At 62.9% G+C, this 21,862-nt stretch carries 31 protein-coding genes; 7 read left to right on the top strand and 24 right to left on the bottom strand.

Features of this window, described 5'->3' with window-relative positions:
• The first annotated feature begins 58 nt into the window (after positions 1-58).
• Positions 59-253, top strand: a complete 195-nt coding sequence (locus BRX37_RS26690) for a hypothetical protein (protein WP_164522434.1) — start codon at positions 59-61, stop codon at positions 251-253.
• Positions 254-412: 159 nt separating this feature from the next.
• Positions 413-1,189, top strand: coding sequence for a hypothetical protein (locus BRX37_RS08450; protein ID WP_125986330.1), 777 nt, complete (start codon positions 413-415; stop codon positions 1,187-1,189).
• A gap of 258 nt (positions 1,190-1,447) precedes the next feature.
• Here BRX37_RS08450 and BRX37_RS08445 read toward each other — a convergent pair whose 3' ends face one another.
• The 24 genes from BRX37_RS08445 to BRX37_RS08340 all read right to left on the bottom strand — a co-directional run bounded on the left by BRX37_RS08445 (position 1,448) and on the right by BRX37_RS08340 (position 19,757).
• Entirely contained in the window at positions 1,448-1,954 is a 507-nt protein-coding gene (locus tag BRX37_RS08445; RefSeq protein ID WP_125986328.1) for a hypothetical protein, read from the bottom strand.
• A gap of 81 nt (positions 1,955-2,035) precedes the next feature.
• Positions 2,036-2,740, bottom strand: coding sequence for a DUF6441 family protein (locus tag BRX37_RS08440; protein ID WP_125986326.1), 705 nt, complete (start codon positions 2,738-2,740; stop codon positions 2,036-2,038).
• A 174-nt stretch (positions 2,741-2,914) separates the two neighbouring features.
• Entirely contained in the window at positions 2,915-3,589 is a 675-nt protein-coding gene (locus BRX37_RS08435; protein WP_125986324.1) for a hypothetical protein, read from the bottom strand.
• A 1-nt stretch (position 3,590) separates the two neighbouring features.
• On the bottom strand, positions 3,591-3,929 hold the full coding sequence (locus BRX37_RS08430) for an Acb2/Tad1 domain-containing protein (RefSeq protein WP_125986322.1): 339 nt from the start codon (positions 3,927-3,929) through the stop codon (positions 3,591-3,593).
• Between the two features lie 8 nt (positions 3,930-3,937).
• Complete coding sequence (locus tag BRX37_RS08425; protein ID WP_125986320.1) at positions 3,938-5,164, bottom strand: hypothetical protein; 1,227 nt, start codon at positions 5,162-5,164, stop codon at positions 3,938-3,940.
• A gap of 18 nt (positions 5,165-5,182) precedes the next feature.
• Entirely contained in the window at positions 5,183-5,596 is a 414-nt protein-coding gene (locus tag BRX37_RS08420) for a hypothetical protein (protein ID WP_125986318.1), read from the bottom strand.
• Positions 5,593-5,913 (bottom strand): hypothetical protein, encoded by a 321-nt coding sequence (locus BRX37_RS08415; RefSeq protein WP_125986316.1) that lies wholly within the window; start codon positions 5,911-5,913, stop codon positions 5,593-5,595. The genes BRX37_RS08420 and BRX37_RS08415 overlap by 4 nt, the downstream gene beginning before the upstream one ends.
• Positions 5,910-6,077: a hypothetical protein gene (locus tag BRX37_RS26685; RefSeq protein WP_164522433.1), complete on the bottom strand. Its 168-nt coding sequence runs from the start codon at positions 6,075-6,077 to the stop codon at positions 5,910-5,912. The genes BRX37_RS08415 and BRX37_RS26685 overlap by 4 nt, the downstream gene beginning before the upstream one ends.
• 80 nt (positions 6,078-6,157) lie before the next feature.
• Positions 6,158-6,331 carry a hypothetical protein gene (locus tag BRX37_RS26680; RefSeq protein ID WP_164522432.1) on the bottom strand — a complete coding sequence of 58 codons (174 nt, stop codon included), beginning with the start codon at positions 6,329-6,331 and terminating at the stop codon, positions 6,158-6,160.
• Between the two features lie 54 nt (positions 6,332-6,385).
• Positions 6,386-8,398 (bottom strand): phage major capsid protein, encoded by a 2,013-nt coding sequence (locus BRX37_RS08410; RefSeq protein ID WP_206434135.1) that lies wholly within the window; start codon positions 8,396-8,398, stop codon positions 6,386-6,388.
• Between the two features lie 15 nt (positions 8,399-8,413).
• Positions 8,414-9,943: a phage portal protein gene (locus tag BRX37_RS08405; protein ID WP_125986314.1), complete on the bottom strand. Its 1,530-nt coding sequence runs from the start codon at positions 9,941-9,943 to the stop codon at positions 8,414-8,416.
• A complete protein-coding gene (locus BRX37_RS08400; protein WP_125986313.1) occupies positions 9,943-10,503 on the bottom strand; it encodes a hypothetical protein in 561 nt (186 codons plus the stop codon). The genes BRX37_RS08405 and BRX37_RS08400 overlap by 1 nt, the downstream gene beginning before the upstream one ends.
• A gap of 3 nt (positions 10,504-10,506) precedes the next feature.
• The gene (locus tag BRX37_RS08395; RefSeq protein WP_125986311.1) at positions 10,507-12,627 is read right to left on the bottom strand and encodes a terminase gpA endonuclease subunit; all 2,121 of its coding nucleotides are present in this window, start codon (positions 12,625-12,627) and stop codon (positions 10,507-10,509) included.
• On the bottom strand, positions 12,569-13,270 hold the full coding sequence (locus BRX37_RS08390) for a hypothetical protein (RefSeq protein ID WP_125986309.1): 702 nt from the start codon (positions 13,268-13,270) through the stop codon (positions 12,569-12,571). Before BRX37_RS08390 ends, BRX37_RS08395 begins: the two co-directional genes overlap by 59 nt.
• Positions 13,271-13,560: 290 nt before the next feature.
• Entirely contained in the window at positions 13,561-14,019 is a 459-nt protein-coding gene (locus tag BRX37_RS08385) for a hypothetical protein (protein WP_125986307.1), read from the bottom strand.
• Positions 14,020-14,374: 355 nt separating this feature from the next.
• Positions 14,375-16,003: a DNA primase family protein gene (locus tag BRX37_RS08380; protein ID WP_125986305.1), complete on the bottom strand. Its 1,629-nt coding sequence runs from the start codon at positions 16,001-16,003 to the stop codon at positions 14,375-14,377.
• Complete coding sequence (locus tag BRX37_RS08375) at positions 16,000-16,386, bottom strand: GapR family DNA-binding domain-containing protein (protein WP_313737220.1); 387 nt, start codon at positions 16,384-16,386, stop codon at positions 16,000-16,002. The genes BRX37_RS08380 and BRX37_RS08375 overlap by 4 nt, the downstream gene beginning before the upstream one ends.
• Before the next feature lie 29 nt (positions 16,387-16,415).
• Positions 16,416-17,663, bottom strand: coding sequence for a CHC2 zinc finger domain-containing protein (locus BRX37_RS08370; protein ID WP_313737221.1), 1,248 nt, complete (start codon positions 17,661-17,663; stop codon positions 16,416-16,418).
• An 83-nt stretch (positions 17,664-17,746) separates the two neighbouring features.
• Positions 17,747-17,929 carry a hypothetical protein gene (locus BRX37_RS08365; RefSeq protein ID WP_125986301.1) on the bottom strand — a complete coding sequence of 61 codons (183 nt, stop codon included), beginning with the start codon at positions 17,927-17,929 and terminating at the stop codon, positions 17,747-17,749.
• A 108-nt stretch (positions 17,930-18,037) separates the two neighbouring features.
• A complete protein-coding gene (locus tag BRX37_RS08360; RefSeq protein ID WP_125986299.1) occupies positions 18,038-18,217 on the bottom strand; it encodes a hypothetical protein in 180 nt (59 codons plus the stop codon).
• Complete coding sequence (locus tag BRX37_RS08355; protein ID WP_125986297.1) at positions 18,214-18,405, bottom strand: hypothetical protein; 192 nt, start codon at positions 18,403-18,405, stop codon at positions 18,214-18,216. Before BRX37_RS08355 ends, BRX37_RS08360 begins: the two co-directional genes overlap by 4 nt.
• Positions 18,406-18,515: 110 nt before the next feature.
• Positions 18,516-19,019, bottom strand: coding sequence for a winged helix-turn-helix domain-containing protein (locus BRX37_RS08350; protein WP_164522429.1), 504 nt, complete (start codon positions 19,017-19,019; stop codon positions 18,516-18,518).
• 5 nt (positions 19,020-19,024) lie between these two features.
• Entirely contained in the window at positions 19,025-19,513 is a 489-nt protein-coding gene (locus BRX37_RS08345) for a hypothetical protein (protein WP_122927951.1), read from the bottom strand.
• A 1-nt stretch (position 19,514) separates the two neighbouring features.
• On the bottom strand, positions 19,515-19,757 hold the full coding sequence (locus BRX37_RS08340) for a hypothetical protein (protein ID WP_125986293.1): 243 nt from the start codon (positions 19,755-19,757) through the stop codon (positions 19,515-19,517).
• A gap of 100 nt (positions 19,758-19,857) precedes the next feature.
• Here BRX37_RS08340 and BRX37_RS08335 point away from each other — a divergent pair, with 100 nt between their 5' ends.
• The 5 genes from BRX37_RS08335 (at position 19,858) to BRX37_RS26675 (ending at position 21,862) form a co-directional block, all read left to right on the top strand.
• Complete coding sequence (locus tag BRX37_RS08335; RefSeq protein ID WP_164522428.1) at positions 19,858-20,592, top strand: S24 family peptidase; 735 nt, start codon at positions 19,858-19,860, stop codon at positions 20,590-20,592.
• A 95-nt stretch (positions 20,593-20,687) separates the two neighbouring features.
• Entirely contained in the window at positions 20,688-21,149 is a 462-nt protein-coding gene (locus tag BRX37_RS08330) for a hypothetical protein (protein WP_125986289.1), read from the top strand.
• Positions 21,146-21,442: a hypothetical protein gene (locus BRX37_RS08325; RefSeq protein WP_125986287.1), complete on the top strand. Its 297-nt coding sequence runs from the start codon at positions 21,146-21,148 to the stop codon at positions 21,440-21,442. The genes BRX37_RS08330 and BRX37_RS08325 overlap by 4 nt, the downstream gene beginning before the upstream one ends.
• Positions 21,439-21,693 carry a hypothetical protein gene (locus tag BRX37_RS08320; RefSeq protein WP_125986285.1) on the top strand — a complete coding sequence of 85 codons (255 nt, stop codon included), beginning with the start codon at positions 21,439-21,441 and terminating at the stop codon, positions 21,691-21,693. Before BRX37_RS08325 ends, BRX37_RS08320 begins: the two co-directional genes overlap by 4 nt.
• A 1-nt stretch (position 21,694) precedes the next feature.
• Positions 21,695-21,862, top strand: coding sequence for a hypothetical protein (locus BRX37_RS26675; RefSeq protein ID WP_164522427.1), 168 nt, complete (start codon positions 21,695-21,697; stop codon positions 21,860-21,862).

Below are 21,862 nucleotides of genomic sequence, written 5' to 3'. Positions count from 1 at the left end.
TGCCTAGGGCCGCTGCCGCCGCTTTATTATCCTCCAACTGGAGGCCAGGAAACTGGCGTTGAAGGTTCAACATCGCTTCCTGTATGTCGGCCTGCCGTTCGAGGCCCTGTGCGCGGAGGTCGGCCAATTTCTGGCTGTCGCGTTGGCGCCCGATCGTTTCTTCCAGGCTCTCGCGCAGGCGCTGTTCAGCATCATTCTGCTTTTCCAGTTTGCGATCGTCATCGGATTTGCCCGAGTTTCCCGAACGGCTTGACCCGCTACTGCCCGATTTCGCAGGGGCGTCGGCAATCGGTTTCGCTGTGGGCGTGGCGGCGAACTGCGTCTTGACGCGCATCCAGGCCAGTTCCTGCTGCGCCACCCGCATCAGTCGGAGCGCTTCCTGCTGACGTTCTACCGCTTGGTTCCGTGCCTGTTGCCCGGCCCGGCTGTTGTCGCGCCTCGCGGCCAGGCGCTCAACCTCACTGTTTGCTTTCTGAAGATCAGCCGTGCGCGACTGAAGATATCGCACGGGATCGGCAGCGACTTCCTGTCGCGCGGGACTGGCGAAAAACCCAGCAGCCCAACCTTCGTCACGCTTGATCCGCTCGACCCCCTGCATCGTCTTGAAGAACCACGATGCCTTGTCCGCAGCCCAGCCCAACGCATTGGCCAAACCCATGATTGCATCGGTATTTTCCAGAACCACCGTGGCCATTTTGGCCTCAAGCACTTGTCGGACCTGCGACAATTTTTGCGCTGTTACGTCTGCGTTCTGGATTGCGTCTTCCGAGATTACGACACCAAACTGGTGTGCGGCCTCCCGCAAACTATTTACGCGCGCCGCACCGGCAGAAAGGAGCGGATCGATTTGACGCCAGCTATCGCCGAAAATCGCGGATTTCGCGCGCGCACGCTCGATCGGGTCGGAAATGCCGTTCAGGCGCGCGATCAGTTCAGCCATCACGTCGGACGTATTTTTCGCAGATCCCGATGCAGTGGTGACGTCGATGCCAAGGCCCTTGAAAGCCTCGCCAGCATCTTTGCTACCGGACCTTGCGTCCGCGATCTTCATCAGCAGGTCGCCCATGCTGCCGCTCAAATCGGCCTGCGTTACGCCGACCTGTTCCGCCGCATATCGATATTCCTGCAATGCATCGGTCGAAACGCCGAGCTGCTGGCTCTGCTGTTTCAAATCCTTCGCCTGGTCTAACGCCTGCTTGCCGATTGTGAACGCGGCTGTTGCAGCGGCGCCGGTCATCAATCCTGCCAGACCCACGGAAAACCGCTGTCCGAAGCCGGTTGATGCGCGCTCTCCTGCCGCAGCAGCCTCGCGCTCGAACTCGCCGAAGGCGGCCTTTGACCCACGCGAAAATTCTTCCGCCCGAATTTTCAGGCGAGCAAGGATATCGACCATGACGGCTCCATAAAAAAAGCCGCCCAGAGGCGGCCTCAAATGAAAAAAGAACTTTTATGGCGGCGGATACTTATCACATCGCCTGACTGCATCACGGGCAGCATACAACCCTGTGAAATCGACCGAGAAGTGAACGTTTCTGAAGCCGGCATAAATCGCAGGATAGTCCCAAGATTTGCGCCAAATCTCGTATACAGCTTCACTTTTTGGTAGCAACAAAGTGTCACCATCCGCAGAGGTCGTGAATTTTTCTCCAACAACCCTGTATTCAACAATGGGACTCTTCCCCAAAGAAATTATCGTGAAGGTTGACGGTCCAGAATAAACCTCAACAAATACGCCGCCAGATGTAAGCCAGTCGCTTGCGCCCAACGGCCAAGTCGTCTGTCCATCAATGCCCTTCGCCGCTTTACATGTGGTGCCGGTACGGGTTTCAAATTCCCATACCCGCCAGCCATCTTGTTCCCAATATAGGCGGGCATAAGTTCCGGCATCTACTTCTCTCTGTTCGCCGCCAACGGTCCAAACAAACGAGGTTGATGCCAATATCGCCAAAAACATAGATGCCCCCTTACGAAGGCGCGGACGTTAGGCACAGCTAGATTGGTGCGCAACAATAATGGTCAGGAAAGAAATGACCATTCAACCGCTGAACTGCCGTCCCACCCTCGTGGTCCGCTCGCGATAATCCTTGGCGAGATAGGCCTCCGCCTGCCGCACGATCGGATCGACCGCCACCTTGTTGGCAAAGCGCTGGAACGGGATCAGCACGAAGATGGTGACCGACTGCACCCGCGCCGGGCTACCGTCCCGATTGATGTAGCGCTGATTGCGCAGCCGCTTTTTCGTCGGGACGCGGACGCCGATGCCATTGGCGCCGAACATCACATGCTCAGCCACCAGGCGCGACGGTTTGCCATCCTTGCCATGCACATATTCCAGGCGGATGCCGTTGCGGCGCTCCCACTCGCCCGGCGAGATGTTGCGGCTGCGCCCCAGCACACCGGCCTCCGGCGTCGGGATCGCCAGCCATTCGCCCGACGCCTTCTTGTTGATGCCGGGCTTGGTCCAATAGGCCATCGCGCCGATCGACCGCTTGCCGCCGTTGACATAAACCTGACCTTCCGGTGCATAGGCCGGGCGGCCCTGCGCCGGGTAAGCGTCGGATTTCCACGCGCGCCACAGGCGCCCTTTCACGGAACGCTTGGTCTGATCCTCCAGGCGGCGCTCCAGCCATTTCGTGCTGGCATGGATGGAGCGGGTGCCGGCCAGCAGCATGGCGGTAATGATGGCTTCGCTGCGGCGATCGAGGTCGGCCCGGTCGACGGATAGTTCAAGTGCTGGCATCGTCTTTCTCGCTCACCATCATTTCCAGCAGGTCAAAGGCATCCATCAGCGCTGCGGGCTGCTGCCCATAGCCGCCCGGCCCCGGCATTATCGGGGTGCCCCCGCCAAGCGCGCCGCCGCGCGCTCGACACCGCAACCACAGGTCGACGGTGAAGAGCGCCCAGGCGGGCAGGGTCAGGCGGGGGTTTTCTCGGTATCGCTCCCCGGCGATGATCCATCCGTCCCCGAAGGTTCGGCCGAAGGCGAAGTCTCTTGGTCGTCGCCGGACTTCGAGGGCGCATCGGAGTTTTTTCGGGCGCTAAGCCCATATTGCCGGTCATAGGCCTCCATGCCGGCGACGCGCAGCAGCAGCGGTTCGATCGTTGTCAGCGTCGCCGGGTCGATCTGGCCATTGATGCCCCGCACCGGTCGACCCTCGACATTCTCCCAATCCACGCAATAGCGGCAGAATGCGACCATGGGCAGGATCGCCCGGCGTCGTTCCTCACGCTCGACCAGCGCCCGATAGGCCGGGAAATGCTGGGCAATCGTCTGGGTCACCTGCTGCAACAGCTGGATTTCGGCGGGGTCGACCAGCTCGCCTTTTGCCGCCGTTTCGGCAAGGGCGATCAGATGAGCCGTGTCTTCCCCGGCAAAGGCGCTGATGCCGTCGATCAGGGCGCCATGCTTTTCCCATGGCCAGATTTCACCGGCATTATAGGCCGGGCCGGATAGCTCAGCCTCCATCAGCTGGCGTTCGATGATGTCGCCCGCGCGAATGTAGAAGGTCGGGGCGCCGGGCGTGCCCTCCATCCATTTCGGCGTGAAGGGTTCGGCCGCAGATGCGGCGGTGGATGCGATGATCGTCATGTCAGGCCGTGATATGCTTGACGGCCCACATGACCGCCTCTTCAATCTTTTCGGCCGCGATAGTCAATTCACGGTTGAATGTTGCAACCGCCATCGGGGGATCGAGACGGTCACCCCATTCAGCGGCCGACACCGGAACCGGAGGCGACCGCAAGCTGTCGATCAACGTCAGAAATTCGCCCCCCTTATCCTTGATCGCGACCATCGCGGCCTTCTCAGCGTCTGAAAGGACACGATACTGATGACGCACAGCGTTATTTGCGGTGCGCTGGTTCGATGCGCTATCGACCATGCTGGGCGTCAGCTGATCGATGCCCACACCATCCGAATAATCAACCATGATACACCTCACCAGAAACAGAGGATCGAGTCGCCGTCGCGCGCCTGGGCGTCGCGACCGGGGCTAAGCAGGCGGAAGCGGGTGTCTTCCGACCGCAGCGAACCGCGCGTGCCGCTGTCGGCCGCGATCGGCTGCGCCAGGGGCACTGTGATGGCCCAACGGTTGTAGGCGGCGCCGATAGCGCGGATCAGCGCGGGATATTGGGACATCGCCGCAATATCCGCTTCGACATTGCGCGTGGCGACCAGCGTGGCGAGCGGATCGCACCGCAGTTCGGGCACGCGGCGGCCCAGCTGCGATGCCCCGAAACCATAGCTGGTGTTGGGGTCTTCCGGGTTTTCCTGCGTCGTGTTCTCCGCGATCGACCAGGAGGAAATGGGAAGCTGCTGCCGATTGACCAGAAAGGCGGGATCGACACCGCTGACACCCATCGCCAGGATCGGGCCGCTGTGCAAGGGCACGGCAGCGTCCGGCATGGTCGCGTCGACCTTGCCGGCATAGATGCCAGTGATGCGGAAGGTGAAGAAGCCGGATTTGGCGGTATCGCCGCCCCAGTCGGTCAGGCTGACACGACAGGCGGTATATTTGCGTAGTACGCCATCTTCATTGAGGTAGAGCGTGCCGCTGGGCTGGTCGGTCAACCGCGCGGCCTGATCCTTGGGGCTGGTCCCGGCATAGGTCCAGTTTGGCAGGATTTCGGCCTGCGTCGCGGTGGTCAGCACCGGATCGAAGCTGTCAGCAAGGGTTGCCACCCGCGCCGCCGTATAGTCGGTGATGAAGGTAGTGCGCCCGGCCCCCGGCCCGCCCGACAGCTTGAGCGGCATTCCGCGATAGGCCTGGGCAGTGGCGGCGAAGGCGGCCGCAAGCGTCGCGGTCCCACCGGCCACGGCAGTGACGGCGGCAGCGGCGACGGCAGCGGTGAACAGGGCTTTCTTGCCGGCCGCAACCAGCAAAGCATGATGGGGCGGCTTCACGCTAGCGGAATAGGCGGCGTTCGCGCCCTTCATCTTGCAGCGAAAGGTGATTTCGGCGGGCTGACCGATCACGGTCGGCGCACCCGCGACGAAAGAGCCGGTCACTTCGCTGGAGTCTTCGGTGGTGAAGGGGCTGTTGAACTGCTGGCCGGTTTCGAACGGGAAGGCATCGGCCGCCGTGGGAACGGCGTCGACGCCTTCGGTGGTTTCGATCTTGAACATCGCCACCGCATTGTCGGGGCGGATTACGGGATCACCCATGTCTTGCTCCTTGGGTTGTTAAGGTTGCCCGCGCCGGGTGGCGAAGGTGATGGTGAAATCTTGGCTGAAGGCGAGGCGGGCGGCGCTGGCCAGCGGCGCCACCACCGTGCGCAGATCGCCCTCCTGAATATCCTCGATCACGGTAACGGTCGGGATCAGACCGATGATGGCGGCCACCGTGGCGGCATGGAGCGTGTTGAGCGCTGTATGCATGGCACTACCGCCAGAGCCTTCGACATAGCCTTCGATCGAAATCGCCATGCCATATCGGGTCGACCCGGCTTCGCCCTCCAGCTGGCCTTGACCGTCATCCATGATGTGCAGGGCCGGGAAGGACGCCGGATCGCTTGAAGGCATCCGCTCGATTTCGGCGGCGCCGGTTTGGCCTAGCGCCGCCTCGATCGCGGCGAAGATCGTTTCGCGAGTGCTCATGCCTTTTCAACCGTCAGGTCAAAGGCACCGATGTCGTCGCGGCGCGTGATGTCGATCACGGCCCAATTGGTGGTGGCGCCGGTCATGGGGTCGGTGTGCTGGATGGTGTTGCGCTTGGCAGGCGCCTGCGGCAGGTCGCTCTGCTGGACTTCGAACCACACCCGGCGGGCGGTGTTGCCGGCGCCCTGAAATGTATCGGCGACAACATCATATTTGGTGCCGGTGATGGCGCCGCCATTCAGCCCGGCACCGGTATAGGTGATCGGATCGGCGAAAGCCTGATGCAGGTCCGCCGCCGCGTCCGAAAATTCGGTCACTTCGCGGCCTCTGCCTCGTTGGCCGCGCCGCCGTTGGCGATCAGCGCCTTGGCGCGATCAGCGTCTATCTGATCCTTGCCCTTGCCGACGATGATGGTGTCACCGGCCTCGCGCCGCTTGCCGCCATTGTCGAGTTCGGCGGTATGAAGCGTGATGCTTTTCATGAGAAATGCCCTTCAATTGAGAAGGGCGCCGGTGGCCATAGCCACCAGCGCCCGCGCTGACATCGTGTCTAGTGGCGCGATCAGTCCTTTTTTTCCGGGGCGGGTGGGGTGCCGGGCTTGTCCGGTCCCACCGATCCCTGCCTTTCGGCGAGCTTGAGCTGTTCGGACGCAACGTCCTTCACTTCCTCGCCCAGGTCGAAATGCTTGCCATCGATCCCGACAGGGCGCAGCGCGTAGAGCTTTTTCACGGTCATGATGCTGTTTCCCTATGGGCCAGGCGGGATGCCCGGCCCTTGCTGGAGGATGGATTAGTCGGTCAGGGCATCGCCCATGACGGCGAAGCTTTCCGCATGGCGGACGGCGATATCCGCCGACTGGAAGGCTTCGATGCGGACCGAGCCGGTGCCCGACAGAATGTAGGGGTTCACCAGCACGTCGAGGCCACCCCACATGCCGATCAGCATGTCGGCCCAATTGCCGTAGATGATCGGCGAGCAGTTGGTGGACGTGCCCTTGGTCAGGTTCGACGGCACCTGATTGGAGACGGCGGCGCGATAGCCGTTCATCTCGTTGCCGCGTTCCCACACCGGATCGCCGTTGGTGCCGGTGAACTTCTGGGTCAGCTTCAGCTTGCCGCGAACCTTCGTGTTGGTCAGGTAGCCGAGATTGCCCAGCTCCGCATTGGCATTGGCCACGGCGGTTTCCAGCTTGACGATATGCTCCCAGGTCGGTGCCGCGCCATTGGCGCCGCCGATCACCGATCCGATGCCGGTGGTGTTGAGCAGGCCGCGCGGCTGATTGGTCGATCCCGAACCATTCACACCGGCCAGATCGAGGGCAAGCGCCAGCGACAGCGCCAAATCCTGACGCACGAAGGACTCCACGTCGATCGACGACTGCATCAGCAGCTGGCGGGTCATGTCGGTGAAGGCGGCGACGGTTTTGGGCGTCAGGGCCACCTGATCGAAGGCCTGCTGGCTTTCGGTCGGTGCCTGGCCTTCGCCGACCCAATAGGCGGTGGCGCCACCGGTCTGGCGCGGAATGGCCAGATTGCCGTTCAGGTCGCCCAGGATGCGAACGCCCAGGCCGGTCAGCGCCATCGCATTGCGCAGCAGTTCGATGAAACTGCCCGCCAGCAATTCGGTCGCGACGGTATGGCCGCCGGCAGTGGCGGTGGCCACATTCAGGTCGCGGGCTTCGCCGTTGATGTCGGCGCGCAGCACGTCCAGCGGGATGCGCAGGGCCCCGGCCTTGGCCGAAGCATGGCCACGCTGCAAAGCGGCGGCCGAACATTCCAGTTCGAAACCGGCGGCCCGCTGGGCCTGCGCGTCGGTGGGGTTCGCCAGGGCGTTCATCAGGCGCACGAAGCTGAAGCTGCGCACGTCATTCTCGCCCATGCCGATAAGCGGCGTTTCGGCCGTGCGGATCGTGGTGGCGTTGCCCGCCTGCGCTTCGAAATCGCGGATGAACTGGTCGATCGAACGGCCATCATTGACCGCTGCGTCGCCCAGCTCGCGACAGTTGAGCCGCGCGGCCATGGCGCGGATATGGTTGGAGCGGTCGCGCTCGGCAGCGGCGATGGCCGCAGCGTCGAGGACGGGGGCGACAGGCTGGGCCGGGACGGCCGAACGCTGTTCACCGCCAAGCGCAGGCGCCGGGGCAGGGGTCGGGGTGACGGCAGGCGCAGCAGCACCACCGCCCGCATTACGGGTGCCAAAATTCATGTCATCTTCCTCTTGAACAAGGGAACGTGGATCAAAAGCGGGCGGCTCGCCTTCGCGGCCGACGCCAACGGTTGTGTCAGCAGGGATCGAAACCAGGCTGATTTCGTATGGCTCCCAGTCGGTTACCCGATAGGTCGCATTGTCGCCGTCACGCTGCGCCAGCACCATTTCGACGATGCGATAACCTACGCTGACCAGTTTGCGGATGCCGTCTTGGACATCCTGAAAGACCTCCTGCGCGCGGGCCGATCGTCCAAACCGGACAGTCGCGCGGCCTTTCCTGCCTGAAATCCAGGCGCGTTCCACAACACCCACCTGGTCGCGGCTGTTGTGGTCCATCAGGAGCGCGCCGCCACCGTTCAGCCGGCCAAGGCGGATTGCGGTATCGGCGTGATCCAGAATTTCGGTGCCCCACCAGCGCTCATATGGCTCTTCGCTGGAGAAGCTCAGTTCGACGGTGCGGGCCTCCACGTCGATCGCTTCGGCCCGCAGGGTAAATTGCATGTCCCGACGCAAGGTCTGGTCGGGTTCGCTGTCCCGCATCTGCGGGCCAGCCATCATCGTTCCCGCCAGCAGGGCGAGGGCAGCTTTACTCATGACTGTCTCCTGAAATCAGGCGGCGGCGGATGCCGTGCCCGCATTGCTGTTGCCGCCGCCGCCCGCATGTGGCGTCGCCATGCCCCGTTCCTTCTCGCTGTCCAGTTCGGCCCAGACCTCATCAGGGTCACGGCCACGCTCGCGGATGATTTCGGCCCGGCTGCGCACCTCCAGCGCGACGGCCTCGCGATCGGCGGCGGCGTCGTTCTTCGGGTCGACCCAATCCCAGCGGCGGCCGAAATAGACCGGCGCATTGAACTTATCGAACTTGCTGTAGGGCAGGGCCTTCAGGTCGGGATCATAGATCATCGACAGGCCCAGCCAGCGGCCGAAAATGACTTCCTTCGCCTCCGCGTAGAAGCCTTGCAGCATCTTCCACATGTCGCGCTCATCCAGGGTGCCGGCGCGAATGGAACTGAAATTCACCTGTGTCAGGTCGCCGGTCAGGCTGTGATTGGCGACCAGAAGGCCGGTGGACAGGCGCCGCAGGACGTTGCGCGTAAAAGGATCATAGACCTCATTGGGATAGGTCGGGTCATATTCCTTCAGCTCATAGCCGTCAGGGATGACATCGAACGTTCCCGGTTCTGCCGCCGTCACGAAGTCCTGCTGGTCGGCATAGCCGTCCCCGTCGTCTTCCCCCTCACGCTGCATCGGCGGACCGGCCTCAGGGTCTTTCTGTTGGAAAAAGCCCATCTTGGCCGCACCGACATTCGCCGCCACCAGCGCCGCTTCGTCGAACTGGTCCAGATGCTTGGCATCGCGCAGGGCGACATAGGCCCATGGGATGCCGCGCCACTGGTCGATTTCCTCCGGCACGAACAGATGCATGATTTCGTCTGCGCTGACACGCTCATAGCGCTGGCTGGCGGTGCCGTGCATGTCCGCGCTGCCGCTCATGATCCGCAGATGATAGGCGACCGGCTTCATCCAGGCGTCGAACTCAACACCCATGCGGATGCGGTGCCCGTTCGCCAGGTCCATATTATGGCCTTCGTCGAGCAGATGGCCGGAGAGCAGTTGAAGCTGGAAGCGATGCAGGCCACGGTCGCGGCCTTCAACCATGCGGATCAGCACTTCGCCATCCCGCGCGATCATGGTGATGGCCAGAGCGTCGAACTGCGTTTCGCTCAGCCGGCCCGTCACATCGAAATTGCCGCGCTTGCCCCATCTCTTGTAAGCGCGGGCAATGCGCTGGCTGTCCTGCTGGTCCGGCGTCCCATCTGGGCGGCGGCAGTCGACCTTCAGCGTGAAACCCGCCGGGCCGATGATATGGGTGCGGACCAGCGACAGAAACTTGCGGCCATATTCATTGTTGCGGCCAAAATCGCGGCTCCGCGCACGCATGGGGCGCAGATGGTTCAGCAGCGCCATGTTCACCGTTTCGTCGGTGGTGGTCCACTTGCTGGTCAGCCGATCGGTGACACCGGCCTGAAACCCGCGCCGTGCATATCCGCCGCGCGCAATCCGCTGGCGGCGAGGCATGGCCGGGGCCGTATCCTGTGGCGGCGCGTCGCGCCCGATCTGAAGGCCGAAAATGCGCATCACAGGCTCACCAATATGCGGGCGGGGCCACCCCGACCGCGCTTGCGCTCTTCAGCGGCCACCAGCCCGGCATATGTTTTCCGCATTTTTACCAGTTCCTCATGGCTGATGCGCTTGATCTGGCGCCCGTCAGCCAGGGTGGTTTCCATGTCCGTCTTCGACGCCCGGCCTTCGATCGCGGCTTCCAGGGCATCGAGCGTCCTGCGCGCATGGCTGCGCGTGTCTGCCGTCGATGCCGGGTCCGGCTGAACGCGCAAGCTGCCATTTTCCGCTGTAAAGCGACCGTCATCGCTCTCGACCTTTACCGACCAGCGCCAGTCACCAGCGGCCCAATCGGCGGTCACCGATCCGGCAGCATATAGCAGCCATCCCCCGCTGCTGGCTTCCCCGTCGATCGTGACCGCCGACCCGCCACGTTCCGGCACAAAAATGAACGTGGCGCTATACCCATCGGCCGCCGGATAGGTGGCGCCCAGATCGGCGCGGATCACGCGTAGGCTGTCACCCGCCACTATGCTCTGCGGCATAGCGGGCAGGGCGTCGGTCAGACGATTGATCATGGTCTAGCGGCTTCCTAGTCGGTTCATCCAGCCACCCGATCGTCGTGGAGCCGGGCGGCTCCGCGCTGGCTTTGGCGGCGGCGGTGGTGCATTGACCGCTACCGGCTCCGCTGTCGGGGACGGTGTTGGGTCGTTGGCGGCAGGCCCGCGCAGGACGATGACGCCCTGCGCGGGCCAGATGATGCGGAAATCCTTTGGCACCCACCGCATGTCGTTACGGCTCTGTGCAAAGGGCGGTTTCAGGATCGCGGCTTCGGCATAGACAAGGATATCCAGCGTCTCATTGCGAGCGCGCAGCTTTTCCCATTTGCCCTTCTTCAGCTCTTCGGCCGTGATTTCGTCCAGATGCTCTTCGGTCAGACCGAATACGCGCTGGTCAGTCCCGTCGACGAACTCGCCGCCGGGAAGATGGATGTAGCCAGGCCCCGGCTTCTGCCGCCGCAATTTGGCGTCGATGATATTCTTGATCTTGTGGACGTTGGGCAACCAGAGCCGCGCGCTATTGCGCTTGGCGCCGCCCTTGACTTTCTGGTCCGCAAATTCGCCGGGCGGCATCAGCTTCTTACCGTCACGGTTCGAACCACCCTTGACCAGTGTGATCCGCGACGGGTGGACGCCCAGCGCGCGGGCCGCATTCCAGAACCATTTCGCGCCCGCCGTAGCCTGATCGCCTTTCTTGTCCGAGCCGCCGGTATCGACGGTGACGGACAGGATCGGCGCATGGCCCACGACGGCACCGCCTTCATCGACCATCGGATATTTCCGGTCGAACAGTGGCAGCAGCACTTTCCAATGCTCGGTATGGATGAACGGCGAAACCTGCGTCAGCCCGTCATCCATCACGTCGATCGCGAAACGGTCGATCAACCAGCGCTCACCATCGCGCCCATAGCCGACGACGCCGCATTCAAAGCGATCATGCTGAACGTCGATAATCAGGTTCAGCACTGTCGGGCCGCGCGGGACTGTCCCCAGGCTCCACCCCATCGTCAGTCGCTTTCGCAGATCGGCGGAAGCTATCGGCTTTTCGCCGCTCGCCTGCGACCGGTAATTCTTGCCGCCTTTGGTGTTGTAGAACGTCCGCAGATCGCTTTCGTCCTGCCGCAATTCCCACGCCAGCATCGCTTCCCGCCACAGTCGGGCCAGCTTGGGCCAGCTGGTAAGAGCCATCAGCCCGTCGACGCGGAAGGAACGGCGCCGCTTGCTTGCGGTCGGGTTCGCGGCAACAAATCCTCTGCCCGGCAGATCGGCCAAACTATCCAGCACAGCGCGGCGGTCGTTCGGCTGCAACACGCACCCATTGGCACATGTCACCCAGGCGCTGGCCTCTGCATCATCGGCCGTTCCCTTCCGATCAAAATGCAGATCGGTCAGGATGTCGATTTCCCAACGGTCGCCGCAGGACGGGCAGACGGGCTGCAACCGTTCGTCGGTCCCGCCCTCGACAAAGGCTTCTACACCGCCGCCATCTTCACGGGCGGGCGAAGACGAAACGAACTTCTTGTCGCGGCCTTCGTGCGATGTATTGCGGCCCTCCAGCAGGGCGATGCCACTACCCTGACCGCCCTTGTCCTTCGATGCGCCGATATCTTCGTCATACTGGTCATAATCGTCCAGCCAGCCATAGCGCACTGGCCGTTGGGTAAACTGTGAAGGCACCGGCCAGACTGCCGCCAACGTCATGCCCTGAAAGAGCTTCAGGTGGATCGCATTGGCATCGGGCGAGGGCTTCAGCTTGCGCTTTACCGAAGGCGTCTCATCGATCATCGGCGCCAGGCGCGTCTTCGAAAAGATGCCGGCCATGTTCTGGTCGGGCTGACAGACCAGACTATCAGACGGGTCTGTGTCCACGATCCAGCCCAGCCAAGCCAAGCCGATTTCCGTGCCGCCGCACTGGCTGGGCTTGATCATGCCCACTTCCGCGACTTCCGGGTCGGAAAGGGCATCCATGATTTCCGTCTGCCATGGCAGGGTCGACGGATCATAAGCCCGATTGTCGATGGCCCACAGGCTGACGCTGGTTTTCAGCTTCGGTCGGACGTTGTGCGCCTGCCGACGAAGAACATCAGCGCCCGTCGTGGGCGGGGGAAGCTTCCATCGTGGAGCCGGTATCGCCGCTATCATCGACAATATCCTTGCCCCAATGCTCCATTTGGTCGGCGAACCACGATTGGTCCGCCGCTCTAAGTGTCTCGATCGCGGTCAGCTGCTCGCGTGTCAGGTCGATTTTCTTGGCAAGCCGCGCCGTGAAGGTGGCGGCGCGCTGTGCATAGCGGGCGAGGATGTCGCCAAAAGCGGCCTCGACCAATGCCACCGAAACAAGCTCGCGCCGCAGCTGGCCCAGCTTGGTCGCGGCAATCTCTTCATCGATCAGCGCCTTGCGGTCGGCAATCGACAGGGTCGGGCCGGACGGCGGCGCCAAGCCAAGGTCCATGGCCATCTGGCCAAGAATTTCGCTCTTCTGCCTTTCGGCCTCGACCTTTTCATTTTCCTTCGCGCGCCATGCGGCGATGGCCCCGGCAATGTCGATCTCGTAGGCATCGCCATTGGAGCCGCGCTTTTTCAGCCAATCGCAGTCGCGCTGATCCTTCAGCCACTTGCGCAGCGTCGGTTCGGAAGCGAGGCCAGTGGCCACCAGATCGGCGAGGTTCCCCAGCATCAGCGACCGAAACCCAAAGAAAAACAAAAGCTTGTCAAAAAATTCTGCGCGCTGGCAGACCGAACGCCTTCGGCCCCCGTATAGGCTCGCGAGCCGGGGAGGACCCAAAGGGGGGTGGGCGCAATATTCTGTCGCGCCGCGCCCGCCCGCGCAATTTCATTGCTGGCACTTGCGACGCGGTCGCAGCCCCGGCGCGGCCGATCCCCTACCGCGACGCGGTCGCAAATGACGACGCCCCGCGCTGCATGGGCAGGGCGAGGCGTCATCAGGTTGGAGAGGTCCACGCCTGCGCCGCGCCCATAGGCCCGCCACCAGCGTATCAACTGGATAGCTGATTTGGACGCAGAGACGAACAAACAATATTTCGATGCCATCACATTCTACCCCTTGCACCGTCTCTATGCGCGGATTTCTGCGGTGTTCAGCGCTACGCAGATCGCATTGACCGCGCGCCCGTAGCGCATCCGCAGCCCATCAGCGCCGCGCCGCATCCGCATTGGCCGAAGAAGCGACCGCCACGGCACCCGCTTGCGCCCTGCGGCCAAGGCGGTGACAGCCAGGACGACAAGCCGGCGGTCCCGCTCAGGCGCATGGCGAAGCCATGCAGTCGCTTCATCACGGCGGCGCATCTGCTCGCGAGAGAGAGGCAGCTTCGGCATCGGCGCATCCGCCCACCGATCGCTATCCCAATCCCAGCTGTCGTCGGTGGCGATCAGGTGCCACGGCCCATCACTGGCGAACGGCCACCAGCCCCCGCTGACGTGCCACCACAGCCGCATCGCTTCGACCAGGCGCTCTTCAACCAGTGCGAAGCTGTAGAAGTTGGGTTGTCCCCCCATATCAATTTGATGAACCATATCTTGTATCCTTGGAGAGTACGGATAGACGGATAGTTACAACCTGATGTGCCGTGCGCACCCACGCACCCGCACATAGATCGAGACCGGATCAAACCCGCCGGACCCGCCGTAACTGTCCGTAACCCGCATAAAACCGTGGCTTTTACTAACGGAGGGTTTGCCACCAACCCGCCGTATGCGACCGGCTAACCCGCCGTGTGACCGCCTTGATGCAACCGCGGCCGCGCCTCGCGCACCCCCTGACAGGCCGGATCAAAGCCGCCGGGCCTGCCCATACGGAGGGTTAGGCTCAACCCGCCGTAACCCGCCGTCACTACATCTAGTAGGCAGCAATTCGGGCTGGTGCTGGCCATCACGCGTCATCCCCGTCAAAGGGCGGCACACAATCGTCGGCCGTCACGTCACCTACGGCGGGTTCGGCGCTGGCTTCCCCCACAGGGGGCAAAGACCCAGCGGCTGCGGGCGGGGCTGAGCGATGGCCGTAGTGCGGCTGTTCGCGCAGGCGGATGCCCTTGCGCCATCGTGTGCCACGCCCGTCCTTATAGACGCCATGATGCTTGTCGCGCAGGGCACGGCCGAAGGCGGTGGGGTTCAAGACATGCTCAATGCCCGCGTCCTCGCACCACTGCTTGAAATGGTCGTGCAGCCGCTTTGCCGGCTCCATCGCCACCTTGTCGGACGTGTCACACCATTCGGCCATCCAGTCCAACAGCGGCGAAGAGTCAGCCCAGAAATCGGCCAGGGCATCGCTCATGGCGCTGGGCTGCGGGATGCTGCGCGTGGTCAGCCATTCCAGGGCGCCATCGATCAACCAATTGAGGATGCCGGACTTTTCCTCTTTCAGTCTCCGCAGCACTTCGTCGGGCTGCATGGCGCCCGCTGGCGTCTCATCCAGCGACACCGACCACATGAACAGCTTGAACCGGCGCCGGAAACCCTTGTCGTCGCTGGGCGCGCGCGGGATGATGTTGCATTCGATGAACAGCTTGAAGCGCGGTTTGAAGGTGATTTCCGTCCGCTCATTCGCCCCGCGCGCGGTGACGAAGCTACCGGTGATTTGCTTGATCGTCTCGCCGTCCCAAACCGATGATTTCTTAGGCTCGTCGCTGGTAACAAAGCGGATATCACCGCGCAGGCGCACAAGGTCCGACCGATGCTCAGCGCCGCCGCCGTCCCGGCCTTGGAGGAATGTCTTGATCCCCGCATGCCGGTAATAGTCGCCATGCAGATCGGCCAGGGCCATATGCGTCATGGACTTGCCGTCGCCGCCCTTGCCCTGATGGACGTAGAAGGACTGGTCAGAGCTAAGGCGGGTCAGCGAATATCCATAGAGCGGCTTGAACGCGGCCAGCTGCTCGGGATCAGGCGTCAGCATTTCCAGACGCTCAGTCCAGAAGGTGGCGGTCGCCTTCGGATCATAAATGACGTTGGCGACCTGCATCAGCATGTCGTTGGGATCATGGGGGTGCGCTTTGACCGTCCACTTCTTGTCCACCTCGACAAATCGCAGCGTGCAGTTGAGCGTGTTGTAGATCAGCTCATCCGTGTCGAAGTCCGCCAGCATCGCGGTCAGGAAGGATCGCGCCTGCTTGAGCATGCCCGATGTCATGCCGGCGCTGCCCGATCGGACGGCGTGACCACGGAGGGTTTCGACCCGTTTCTGAGCAAGCTCAGGCGTACACCAGGCGCCGACGCGCTCGCGTAGGGCTATCGCATTCTCCGCGATTTCGCCCAAAGCCGTCGCTTCCGCGTCGATATGCTCGATAACCTTGTGAGCGATCCTCTGCGCCTCGATCGCGCCACGCTCCAGCGACCAGCGGGTGCCATCATAATGGGCAAAGGCCTGCAAATCCTCAATCCACAGCAGGCGGCCTGCGGCAACGGCAACAATGCGCTTGCCGTTGCCGAAATCGGACGTGTCGAGCCACGCGGTAACCAGCGGGTCGGCCACGGTAATGGGAATGATGGTCTTCTTGGTCATGAGGAACGCGCCGCCTTCGCTGCCTGCGCCATCGCAAGCGCCGACCGCATGGTCTGGCGCCGCTTGGTCAGCTTCTTTTCTGCCTGATCTTCAGGGGCGAAGATGGCGAGCAACGCGCGGTCGCGCGCACTGTCCATCATTTCATCCAGCTTGACCGCGCCCCCATCGGCCACGCTGCGGTACAGGTCGAAAATCGCTTCCGCCTCATCCACCTTTTCCCGGCCATGCTTGTCGACCTTGCATAGCCAGCTGATGACTTCGCGGATCTTCGTCCCGTCGAAGCCGGCAACCTTCCCCTCTTTGCAAACCTCGCTCAGATCGGCCTGCAAATCCTTGATTTCGTCCTGAATGGCCTTGCCACGACGGATGAGGCCCAGCAGCAATGTCTTGCTCTGGCCTTCGCCAAGGTCGCTCATATCCTTCCTTCCCTAGCAGCATCATTGAAATCTTGACCCATGGGCGGCCGCACGGCGCGCGCATCGGCGCCGATCGCGCGCCAGGCGCGCACGAACAGCGTCCCGCACAATTCCGATCGCTCGCCGCTGGTCAGCTCGCGATGCACGATCGGCCCATTCTTCTTTTCGATCAGCTTTTCGCCGACATGGGCGCCCGTCGCCCGGTCTATGGGACCGCGCAGGGGCGCCATGTCGGCGTCGATCAATCCGGTGACACGCCCGCGATGGGCGAAGCGCAGCGGTGGCCGCTCGATGCTGGGGCGCGGATCGAACAAGGGGATTGCACCGCGAATGCGTGGCTCAGGCCCTTGCAGATTGCCAAGGCTCAGCGCCGCCAGACCCCAATCGTCGTCGGTGGCGCCACAAATGGCCATGCCCGACAGCACAGTCTCATTGCCTTCGCCGACATACAGACCGACCTGTGAGGGCAGGCCATAATCAGCGCCAGGCAACCAGACGCCGCCATGGCCGACCGGCCCCAGCATCTTGCGGGCGGGATATTTCGAACCGTCGCGGCGCTCGCGCACCATCTTGTCGCGCAAATCGGGCCGCAGCCAGGTGACATGGACGCCGATCGGCGCCCAATCATCCAGATCATGTTCGGGACCGGGGCCAAGCCCAGATGCCGGCAGGCCGCGCACCAGCGCCACGATTGCGGGCGCCTGCGGCACACTGTCGGGGCCGCGATCCACGCGCCAGGGCACGATCGGCCCCAGCCCGACAAAGCGAAAATCACACAGGCGTCGGTCAGTCAGGATCGACGCCGGCACCCCGCGCGCGATCAGATAGGTGCGCACCGCATCGGGATCATAGCGGCCGATCTTCCAAAGGTGCCGGCCCAGCGCGATGGACTCGATCACTTCAACCTCGCGCGTCGGGACACTCTGCTTTTCGCGACGGCGGGGCGCGGCCTCCAGATCGGCGGTATGGCCACCCTCCAGACGGGCAAGGGCTTCGGCAAAGGTCAGGCTGTAATGATCCTGCACGAACTTGATCGCGTCGCCCGACCAGCCACAGCCCCAGCACTTGGCGCGCCAGCCATCGACATCGACCGCGAAGCTATCGGATTTCGATCCGTGGAAGGGGCATTTGCCGCGCGGCTTGTTACCCTTGCCCAACTTGACGGCGGCACCGATGACCGTGGCGATACTCACCCGCGCCCGCAGACGCGCAACGCGATCAGCAATGGGGGAGGGCAGAGACAAGGCGAGTGTTCCCGGAAATCAGGCAAAGGTTACAAATTGCGGGGAAATGGGCCTTTTCCTGCCGTGCCCAGGGCGACATGATTTTAGGCTTCGGTCAGGGCACTTTCGCCCCACCACGCCTCGATCTGGCGACCGTCGCCGCCGCGATAGCGGATATAATAGGACGGTTCGGACGCCTCATATTCCGCGCGGCCCACCACATGGCCTTCTTCGTCGCTCGTTTTCAGGCGAACATGCTGGCCCAGCTTGAATTTCAGATCGTCCATGATTGTACCTCTCTATCTAGAAAATCGCCGCCTCTCCGACTGGTCACGCCTGTATCGAGCCGCTGACGTTTGCGGCCACGGCGGGGCCTGCAAGCCCCGTCGATCCTGTCAGCCGCCCCGCCAAAATGTCGGCGCCACCACCCGCGAAGTCAGCGCGCTCGCGCTATGGTCAGCGCAATTCACCGTGCCGCAACGCGGGCAGGGGATGCGCACCACGCGCAGCGGTTCGGCGTCGATCTTCGGTACCGGCAGGCGGCCGAAGGCCTGCTTGGTCAGGATACCCATCATTCGCTTCCTTCCCCGGCAATGGCGCCGATTTCCTTGAGCAACTGGCTGGCCCGCGCGCTGTCGGCGCTGCGGGAACCGCGCGTGGTGCAATCCATGATGATCCGGGCCAGCGCCTCGATCCGGCGCGCGCGGCGATAGAGTTCGCCGGGTGTCAGGCTGGTCGCCATGTCGGTCCCGTCCAGCTCCACCGCCGCGCCGCCTCAGTGTTTGGCGGGCGCGGCTGCCACAGGGCTGGGCGCCGCGCCCGTTCCGTCGTGCGACCCGAAGGCGACGGATTTGAAAAGGGGAAGGGCGGCGGTCACAGCATCGCCCTTTGTGTCTGCTTGCCGGTGGCCAGGATGGTCACCACCCGCCGTTCCAGCGGCGAAGGCTCTTCCACGCTGATCTTGCCCAGCTGCACCAGGCGGCGGACGCGATAGGACGCCGCTACCTTGCCATTCAGGCCGACCCGCTTGGCCAGCTCTTCATTGGTGGGGCAGGGCAGGCCACGTGCAGCCGCCTGTTGCAGGATGCGCAGCACTGCCCGCGTCGTCATCGCGCCGTCATTGGCCGCCAGCTGGAACCGGCCCCGTTGCGGCACCTGTCGGGCGCGAAGCTGCGACGGGCGCGGATCGGGCAGGCGCTGCGCGATGAAGCGTAACCGGCCGTCGACCCGCTTGCTGGTCATGGCGACCAGCCCGGCGTCATGCAGCCCGCGCACCGTGGCGCCGATCGCGTCGCCGGGGCGGACGCCTTCGGCATAAACCACGTCCTCACCCGGCTGCGCGCGTTCGGCCCAGCTGCGAAATTGTTCCGGCTTCATGAACGTCATTCCCCCGCCACCGCGCGCAGCCGGGCAAGTATGGCGACCGCCACGCTGACCAGCTGTTCCGCATCCTCGATCATGCCCAGCCGCTTCACATCGTGGGCGCACACCTTGCGGTCGCCCATCGCCGTGCAGATTTTGCGCGTGATATCCGCCCCTTCGGTCGACAGGATGCCGATCTGGGCCAGCCAATCCATCGCCTCGCCTTCCGGCGCGGGCAGGCGGAACAGCTCGAAACCCTGCATCTTCGCCAACGCGCGGGTGATATGCGGCCATCCATCCTGACCGGCGGACATATTCTCCACCACCGGCACCAGGCGCAGCGGAATGAATTCAGCGACTTCGCTATTGCCCCACTGCGCCACCGTGGATTGGCTGCGCTCCAGCATGCGGCTGACATAGACCTGTCGACCGGCTGCATGCACTGCATCGGCCGTGGCCTCGCTGATCGCGATATCTGCCGGCCCCAGATTTTCCGCCCCCCGCGCCATATCAGGCGGCCTGCCCGATATTTTCGGATTTGCTATGGGGTGACGCCGCGTGGTCGCGATCATAGCGTTCCATGAATGAAACGATCCGATTGGCCCGTGCGAGCGAAACAGACCTGCCGCTTTTCAGCGTCGTCAGCAGCGCGGCTTCCCGCGTTGCTTCACGCCCGAAGCGCGTCGGCGCCATCTGATGACGATCTAAAAACGCCTCGATCTTCTCGATCAGCTGTTGGTCTGTGATGAGCATGGCGTCGTCTATATGTCATCGTTCGCTAACATCGCAAGCAATAATGTTTGCAATAGATGAAAATGACGTTGGCGCTAGTTTGTGCGAAATTGCTGACACAATGGAAACGCCCGAAGAACCGCTGCTTTACCGCCAGTTGATGGCCGCGAAGCCCGCCAGCCTCACGCCTAACCAGTGGCTGGTTCAGGCTGGGGTGAACCGCTCCTTCTTTTCGAACCTTCGTCAGAGGGGGCGCGCGAGAAACGACATCGTCGAAAAGCTACTGGAGGCGATCGGCATCACGCCTGCGCAATTCTATGCAATGAGCGCGCCTGACGCATCGCCTGAAAGTCGGGCGCAAGAGGTGCGCGCTAAGTCGCTGCCGTTTATGGCTGAAGGGGAATTGCGGGACGTGCCGGTTGTTGGGTCTGCGTTAGGCGCTGATTTGGAATTCGAGGAAGACGGGCGCGCAGTCGTCGCTGAAGTTACGGACCTCTTCCTGGGTGATGTTCATGACTATGCGCGCCGTCCTGCCGCCCTGTTGAAGCGCCGAGATGTATATGCGGTGACTGTCGTGGGGTCATCCATGTCCGATCGCTGGGACCCCGGCGATCCTGTGTATGTCGACCCGAAGACGACGCCTCGCATTGGCGATGATGTGGTAGTTTATCTGCGCCAGGCTGACGGGCACGATGGCGAACGCGTTCACTCCGTCCTGATCAAGCGGCTTCAGAAGCGCACAGCGTCCTACCTTGAGCTGCTGCAATTGAACCCTCGTCTCACTTTCAACGTGTCGACCAAAGATGTCGCGATGATCCATCGCGTCATACCCTACCGCGAGCTTGTGCTTTTCTGATGTTTGCAAGAGATGTCATCGAACGCAAACAATCCGATTGACTGTTAGCAAAAGATGACAATATAAGCCTCTCGTTCACTCAACGGGAGGCAATCATGCTTCATGCGCCTATCGATTTTCCGTTTCCCGGCAGCGTCGTGCTGTCGAAGGGCCTGCGCTGGACGATCCGCCAGCTGTTCGACAATGGCGCCACCGCGCTGATCGTCCGCGATGGCGCGGGCGCACAGAGCCGGCGCCGCGAACCCGTGGCCGATCTGGTCGACGCCAATCTTGTCGACAGTGACGGCATCCACGCCGTCAAGGGCATCGGCCGCGACACCCGCCGCCTTGCCCTCTATGTCGCGCGCCACCTGCGCGATCGTAACGAAGTGGTCCTGCGCGATCTGGGCCACCATTTGCATGTCGCCCACGCTGCCGGCGATGTCCCGGCCTTCCGGGACAATTATCATCTGGTCGAAATCATGCGCGGGCTGGGCTGGCACAAGGATGGCTATGCCGGCGCCGAACCGAACCGCAGCCCGGTCTATCGCCGCACGGCGAAGGCGGTGTCGGAATGATCACGATCATTCATGGCCCCATGCGCAGCGGAAAGACCTTCCACAAGGCGGCCTTTGCGCGCGCCTACGGCGCGACCCACGTCGTGGATTGCTGGGATGCCAGGCAGCACGAAATCCCGGCCGACAACCGGCTTGTGCTGACCACCAGCGATCTGCGTGACATCGATCGCGCCATTCGTCTCGATTGGCCAGAGGCCGAAGTGCGCGTGGTCGACATAAAAACTGCGCGGATCGCGATCGGCGAAGCGTCGCATGCGCCGGCATGGCACCCCGAACAAAAGGCGGTGCAATGATGGGCGCGCCGAATTGGACCATCGTCTGGGGCGACAACTATTATTTCGAATTGCGCCCCGCCGTGCCCGGCGCGGTCAGCCAGCCTATGACGGACGAAGCCCTGAACGGAGTTTGGTCGAGCCGCGCCGCCGCCGCTGCAATGGCGTTGGCACAGCTGAACATCGCCAAATGGGACGCGGCTAAGAACATCAAGCGCGCGCAGGCGATCATCCGGCAGGAAAGCCGGAAGCAACAGCGGGCGGCGGGCTGATATGGCGCGCCGCACCCTTGCCGATCGTCGGCCCGCGACCCGCTATCGCCCACCGTGGCGCAAGCCTGTGCCCGGCCCGGCCCACACCGTGAAGAAGCTGGGCGATGTCGAAATGACCAGCACCGGCTTCTCGCGCCTCACCCCCACCGGCTTCGAAAGGATCGACTGA

This window comes from Sphingomonas sp. S-NIH.Pt3_0716 (assembly GCF_003950715.1).
GTDB lineage: Bacteria > Pseudomonadota > Alphaproteobacteria > Sphingomonadales > Sphingomonadaceae > Sphingobium > Sphingobium yanoikuyae_A.
The sequence above is the reverse complement of the archived record's forward strand: the minus strand, read 5'-3'. Positions and strand labels throughout refer to the sequence as shown.

Bases quoted from the DNA above. Each gene is read 5' to 3' on its own strand.
- BRX37_RS08425 (WP_125986320.1), bottom strand. From the start codon at position 5,164: ATGGGTGATCCCGTAATCCGCCCCGACAATGCGGTGGCGATGTTCAAG.
- BRX37_RS08410 (WP_206434135.1), bottom strand. From the start codon at position 8,398: ATGAGTAAAGCTGCCCTCGCCCTGCTGGCGGGAACGATGATGGCTGGC.
- BRX37_RS26680 (WP_164522432.1), bottom strand. From the start codon at position 6,331: ATGACCGTGAAAAAGCTCTACGCGCTGCGCCCTGTCGGGATCGATGGC.
- BRX37_RS08440 (WP_125986326.1), bottom strand. From the start codon at position 2,740: ATGCCAGCACTTGAACTATCCGTCGACCGGGCCGACCTCGATCGCCGC.
- BRX37_RS08320 (WP_125986285.1), top strand. From the start codon at position 21,439: ATGATGGGCGCGCCGAATTGGACCATCGTCTGGGGCGACAACTATTAT.
- BRX37_RS26685 (WP_164522433.1), bottom strand. From the start codon at position 6,077: ATGAAAAGCATCACGCTTCATACCGCCGAACTCGACAATGGCGGCAAG.
- BRX37_RS08330 (WP_125986289.1), top strand. From the start codon at position 20,688: ATGCTTCATGCGCCTATCGATTTTCCGTTTCCCGGCAGCGTCGTGCTG.
- BRX37_RS08385 (WP_125986307.1), bottom strand. From the start codon at position 14,019: ATGGTTCATCAAATTGATATGGGGGGACAACCCAACTTCTACAGCTTC.
- BRX37_RS08365 (WP_125986301.1), bottom strand. From the start codon at position 17,929: ATGGACGATCTGAAATTCAAGCTGGGCCAGCATGTTCGCCTGAAAACG.
- BRX37_RS08400 (WP_125986313.1), bottom strand. From the start codon at position 10,503: ATGATCAATCGTCTGACCGACGCCCTGCCCGCTATGCCGCAGAGCATA.
- BRX37_RS08380 (WP_125986305.1), bottom strand. From the start codon at position 16,003: ATGACCAAGAAGACCATCATTCCCATTACCGTGGCCGACCCGCTGGTT.
- BRX37_RS08360 (WP_125986299.1), bottom strand. From the start codon at position 18,217: ATGATGGGTATCCTGACCAAGCAGGCCTTCGGCCGCCTGCCGGTACCG.
- BRX37_RS08420 (WP_125986318.1), bottom strand. From the start codon at position 5,596: ATGAGCACTCGCGAAACGATCTTCGCCGCGATCGAGGCGGCGCTAGGC.
- BRX37_RS08405 (WP_125986314.1), bottom strand. From the start codon at position 9,943: ATGCGCATTTTCGGCCTTCAGATCGGGCGCGACGCGCCGCCACAGGAT.
- BRX37_RS08445 (WP_125986328.1), bottom strand. From the start codon at position 1,954: ATGTTTTTGGCGATATTGGCATCAACCTCGTTTGTTTGGACCGTTGGC.
- BRX37_RS08435 (WP_125986324.1), bottom strand. From the start codon at position 3,589: ATGACGATCATCGCATCCACCGCCGCATCTGCGGCCGAACCCTTCACG.
- BRX37_RS08340 (WP_125986293.1), bottom strand. From the start codon at position 19,757: ATGCTCATCACAGACCAACAGCTGATCGAGAAGATCGAGGCGTTTTTA.
- BRX37_RS08430 (WP_125986322.1), bottom strand. From the start codon at position 3,929: ATGGTTGATTATTCGGATGGTGTGGGCATCGATCAGCTGACGCCCAGC.
- BRX37_RS08350 (WP_164522429.1), bottom strand. From the start codon at position 19,019: ATGAAGCCGGAACAATTTCGCAGCTGGGCCGAACGCGCGCAGCCGGGT.
- BRX37_RS08335 (WP_164522428.1), top strand. From the start codon at position 19,858: ATGGAAACGCCCGAAGAACCGCTGCTTTACCGCCAGTTGATGGCCGCG.
- BRX37_RS26675 (WP_164522427.1), top strand. From the start codon at position 21,695: ATGGCGCGCCGCACCCTTGCCGATCGTCGGCCCGCGACCCGCTATCGC.
- BRX37_RS08345 (WP_122927951.1), bottom strand. From the start codon at position 19,513: ATGGCGCGGGGGGCGGAAAATCTGGGGCCGGCAGATATCGCGATCAGC.
- BRX37_RS08395 (WP_125986311.1), bottom strand. From the start codon at position 12,627: ATGATAGCGGCGATACCGGCTCCACGATGGAAGCTTCCCCCGCCCACG.
- BRX37_RS08325 (WP_125986287.1), top strand. From the start codon at position 21,146: ATGATCACGATCATTCATGGCCCCATGCGCAGCGGAAAGACCTTCCAC.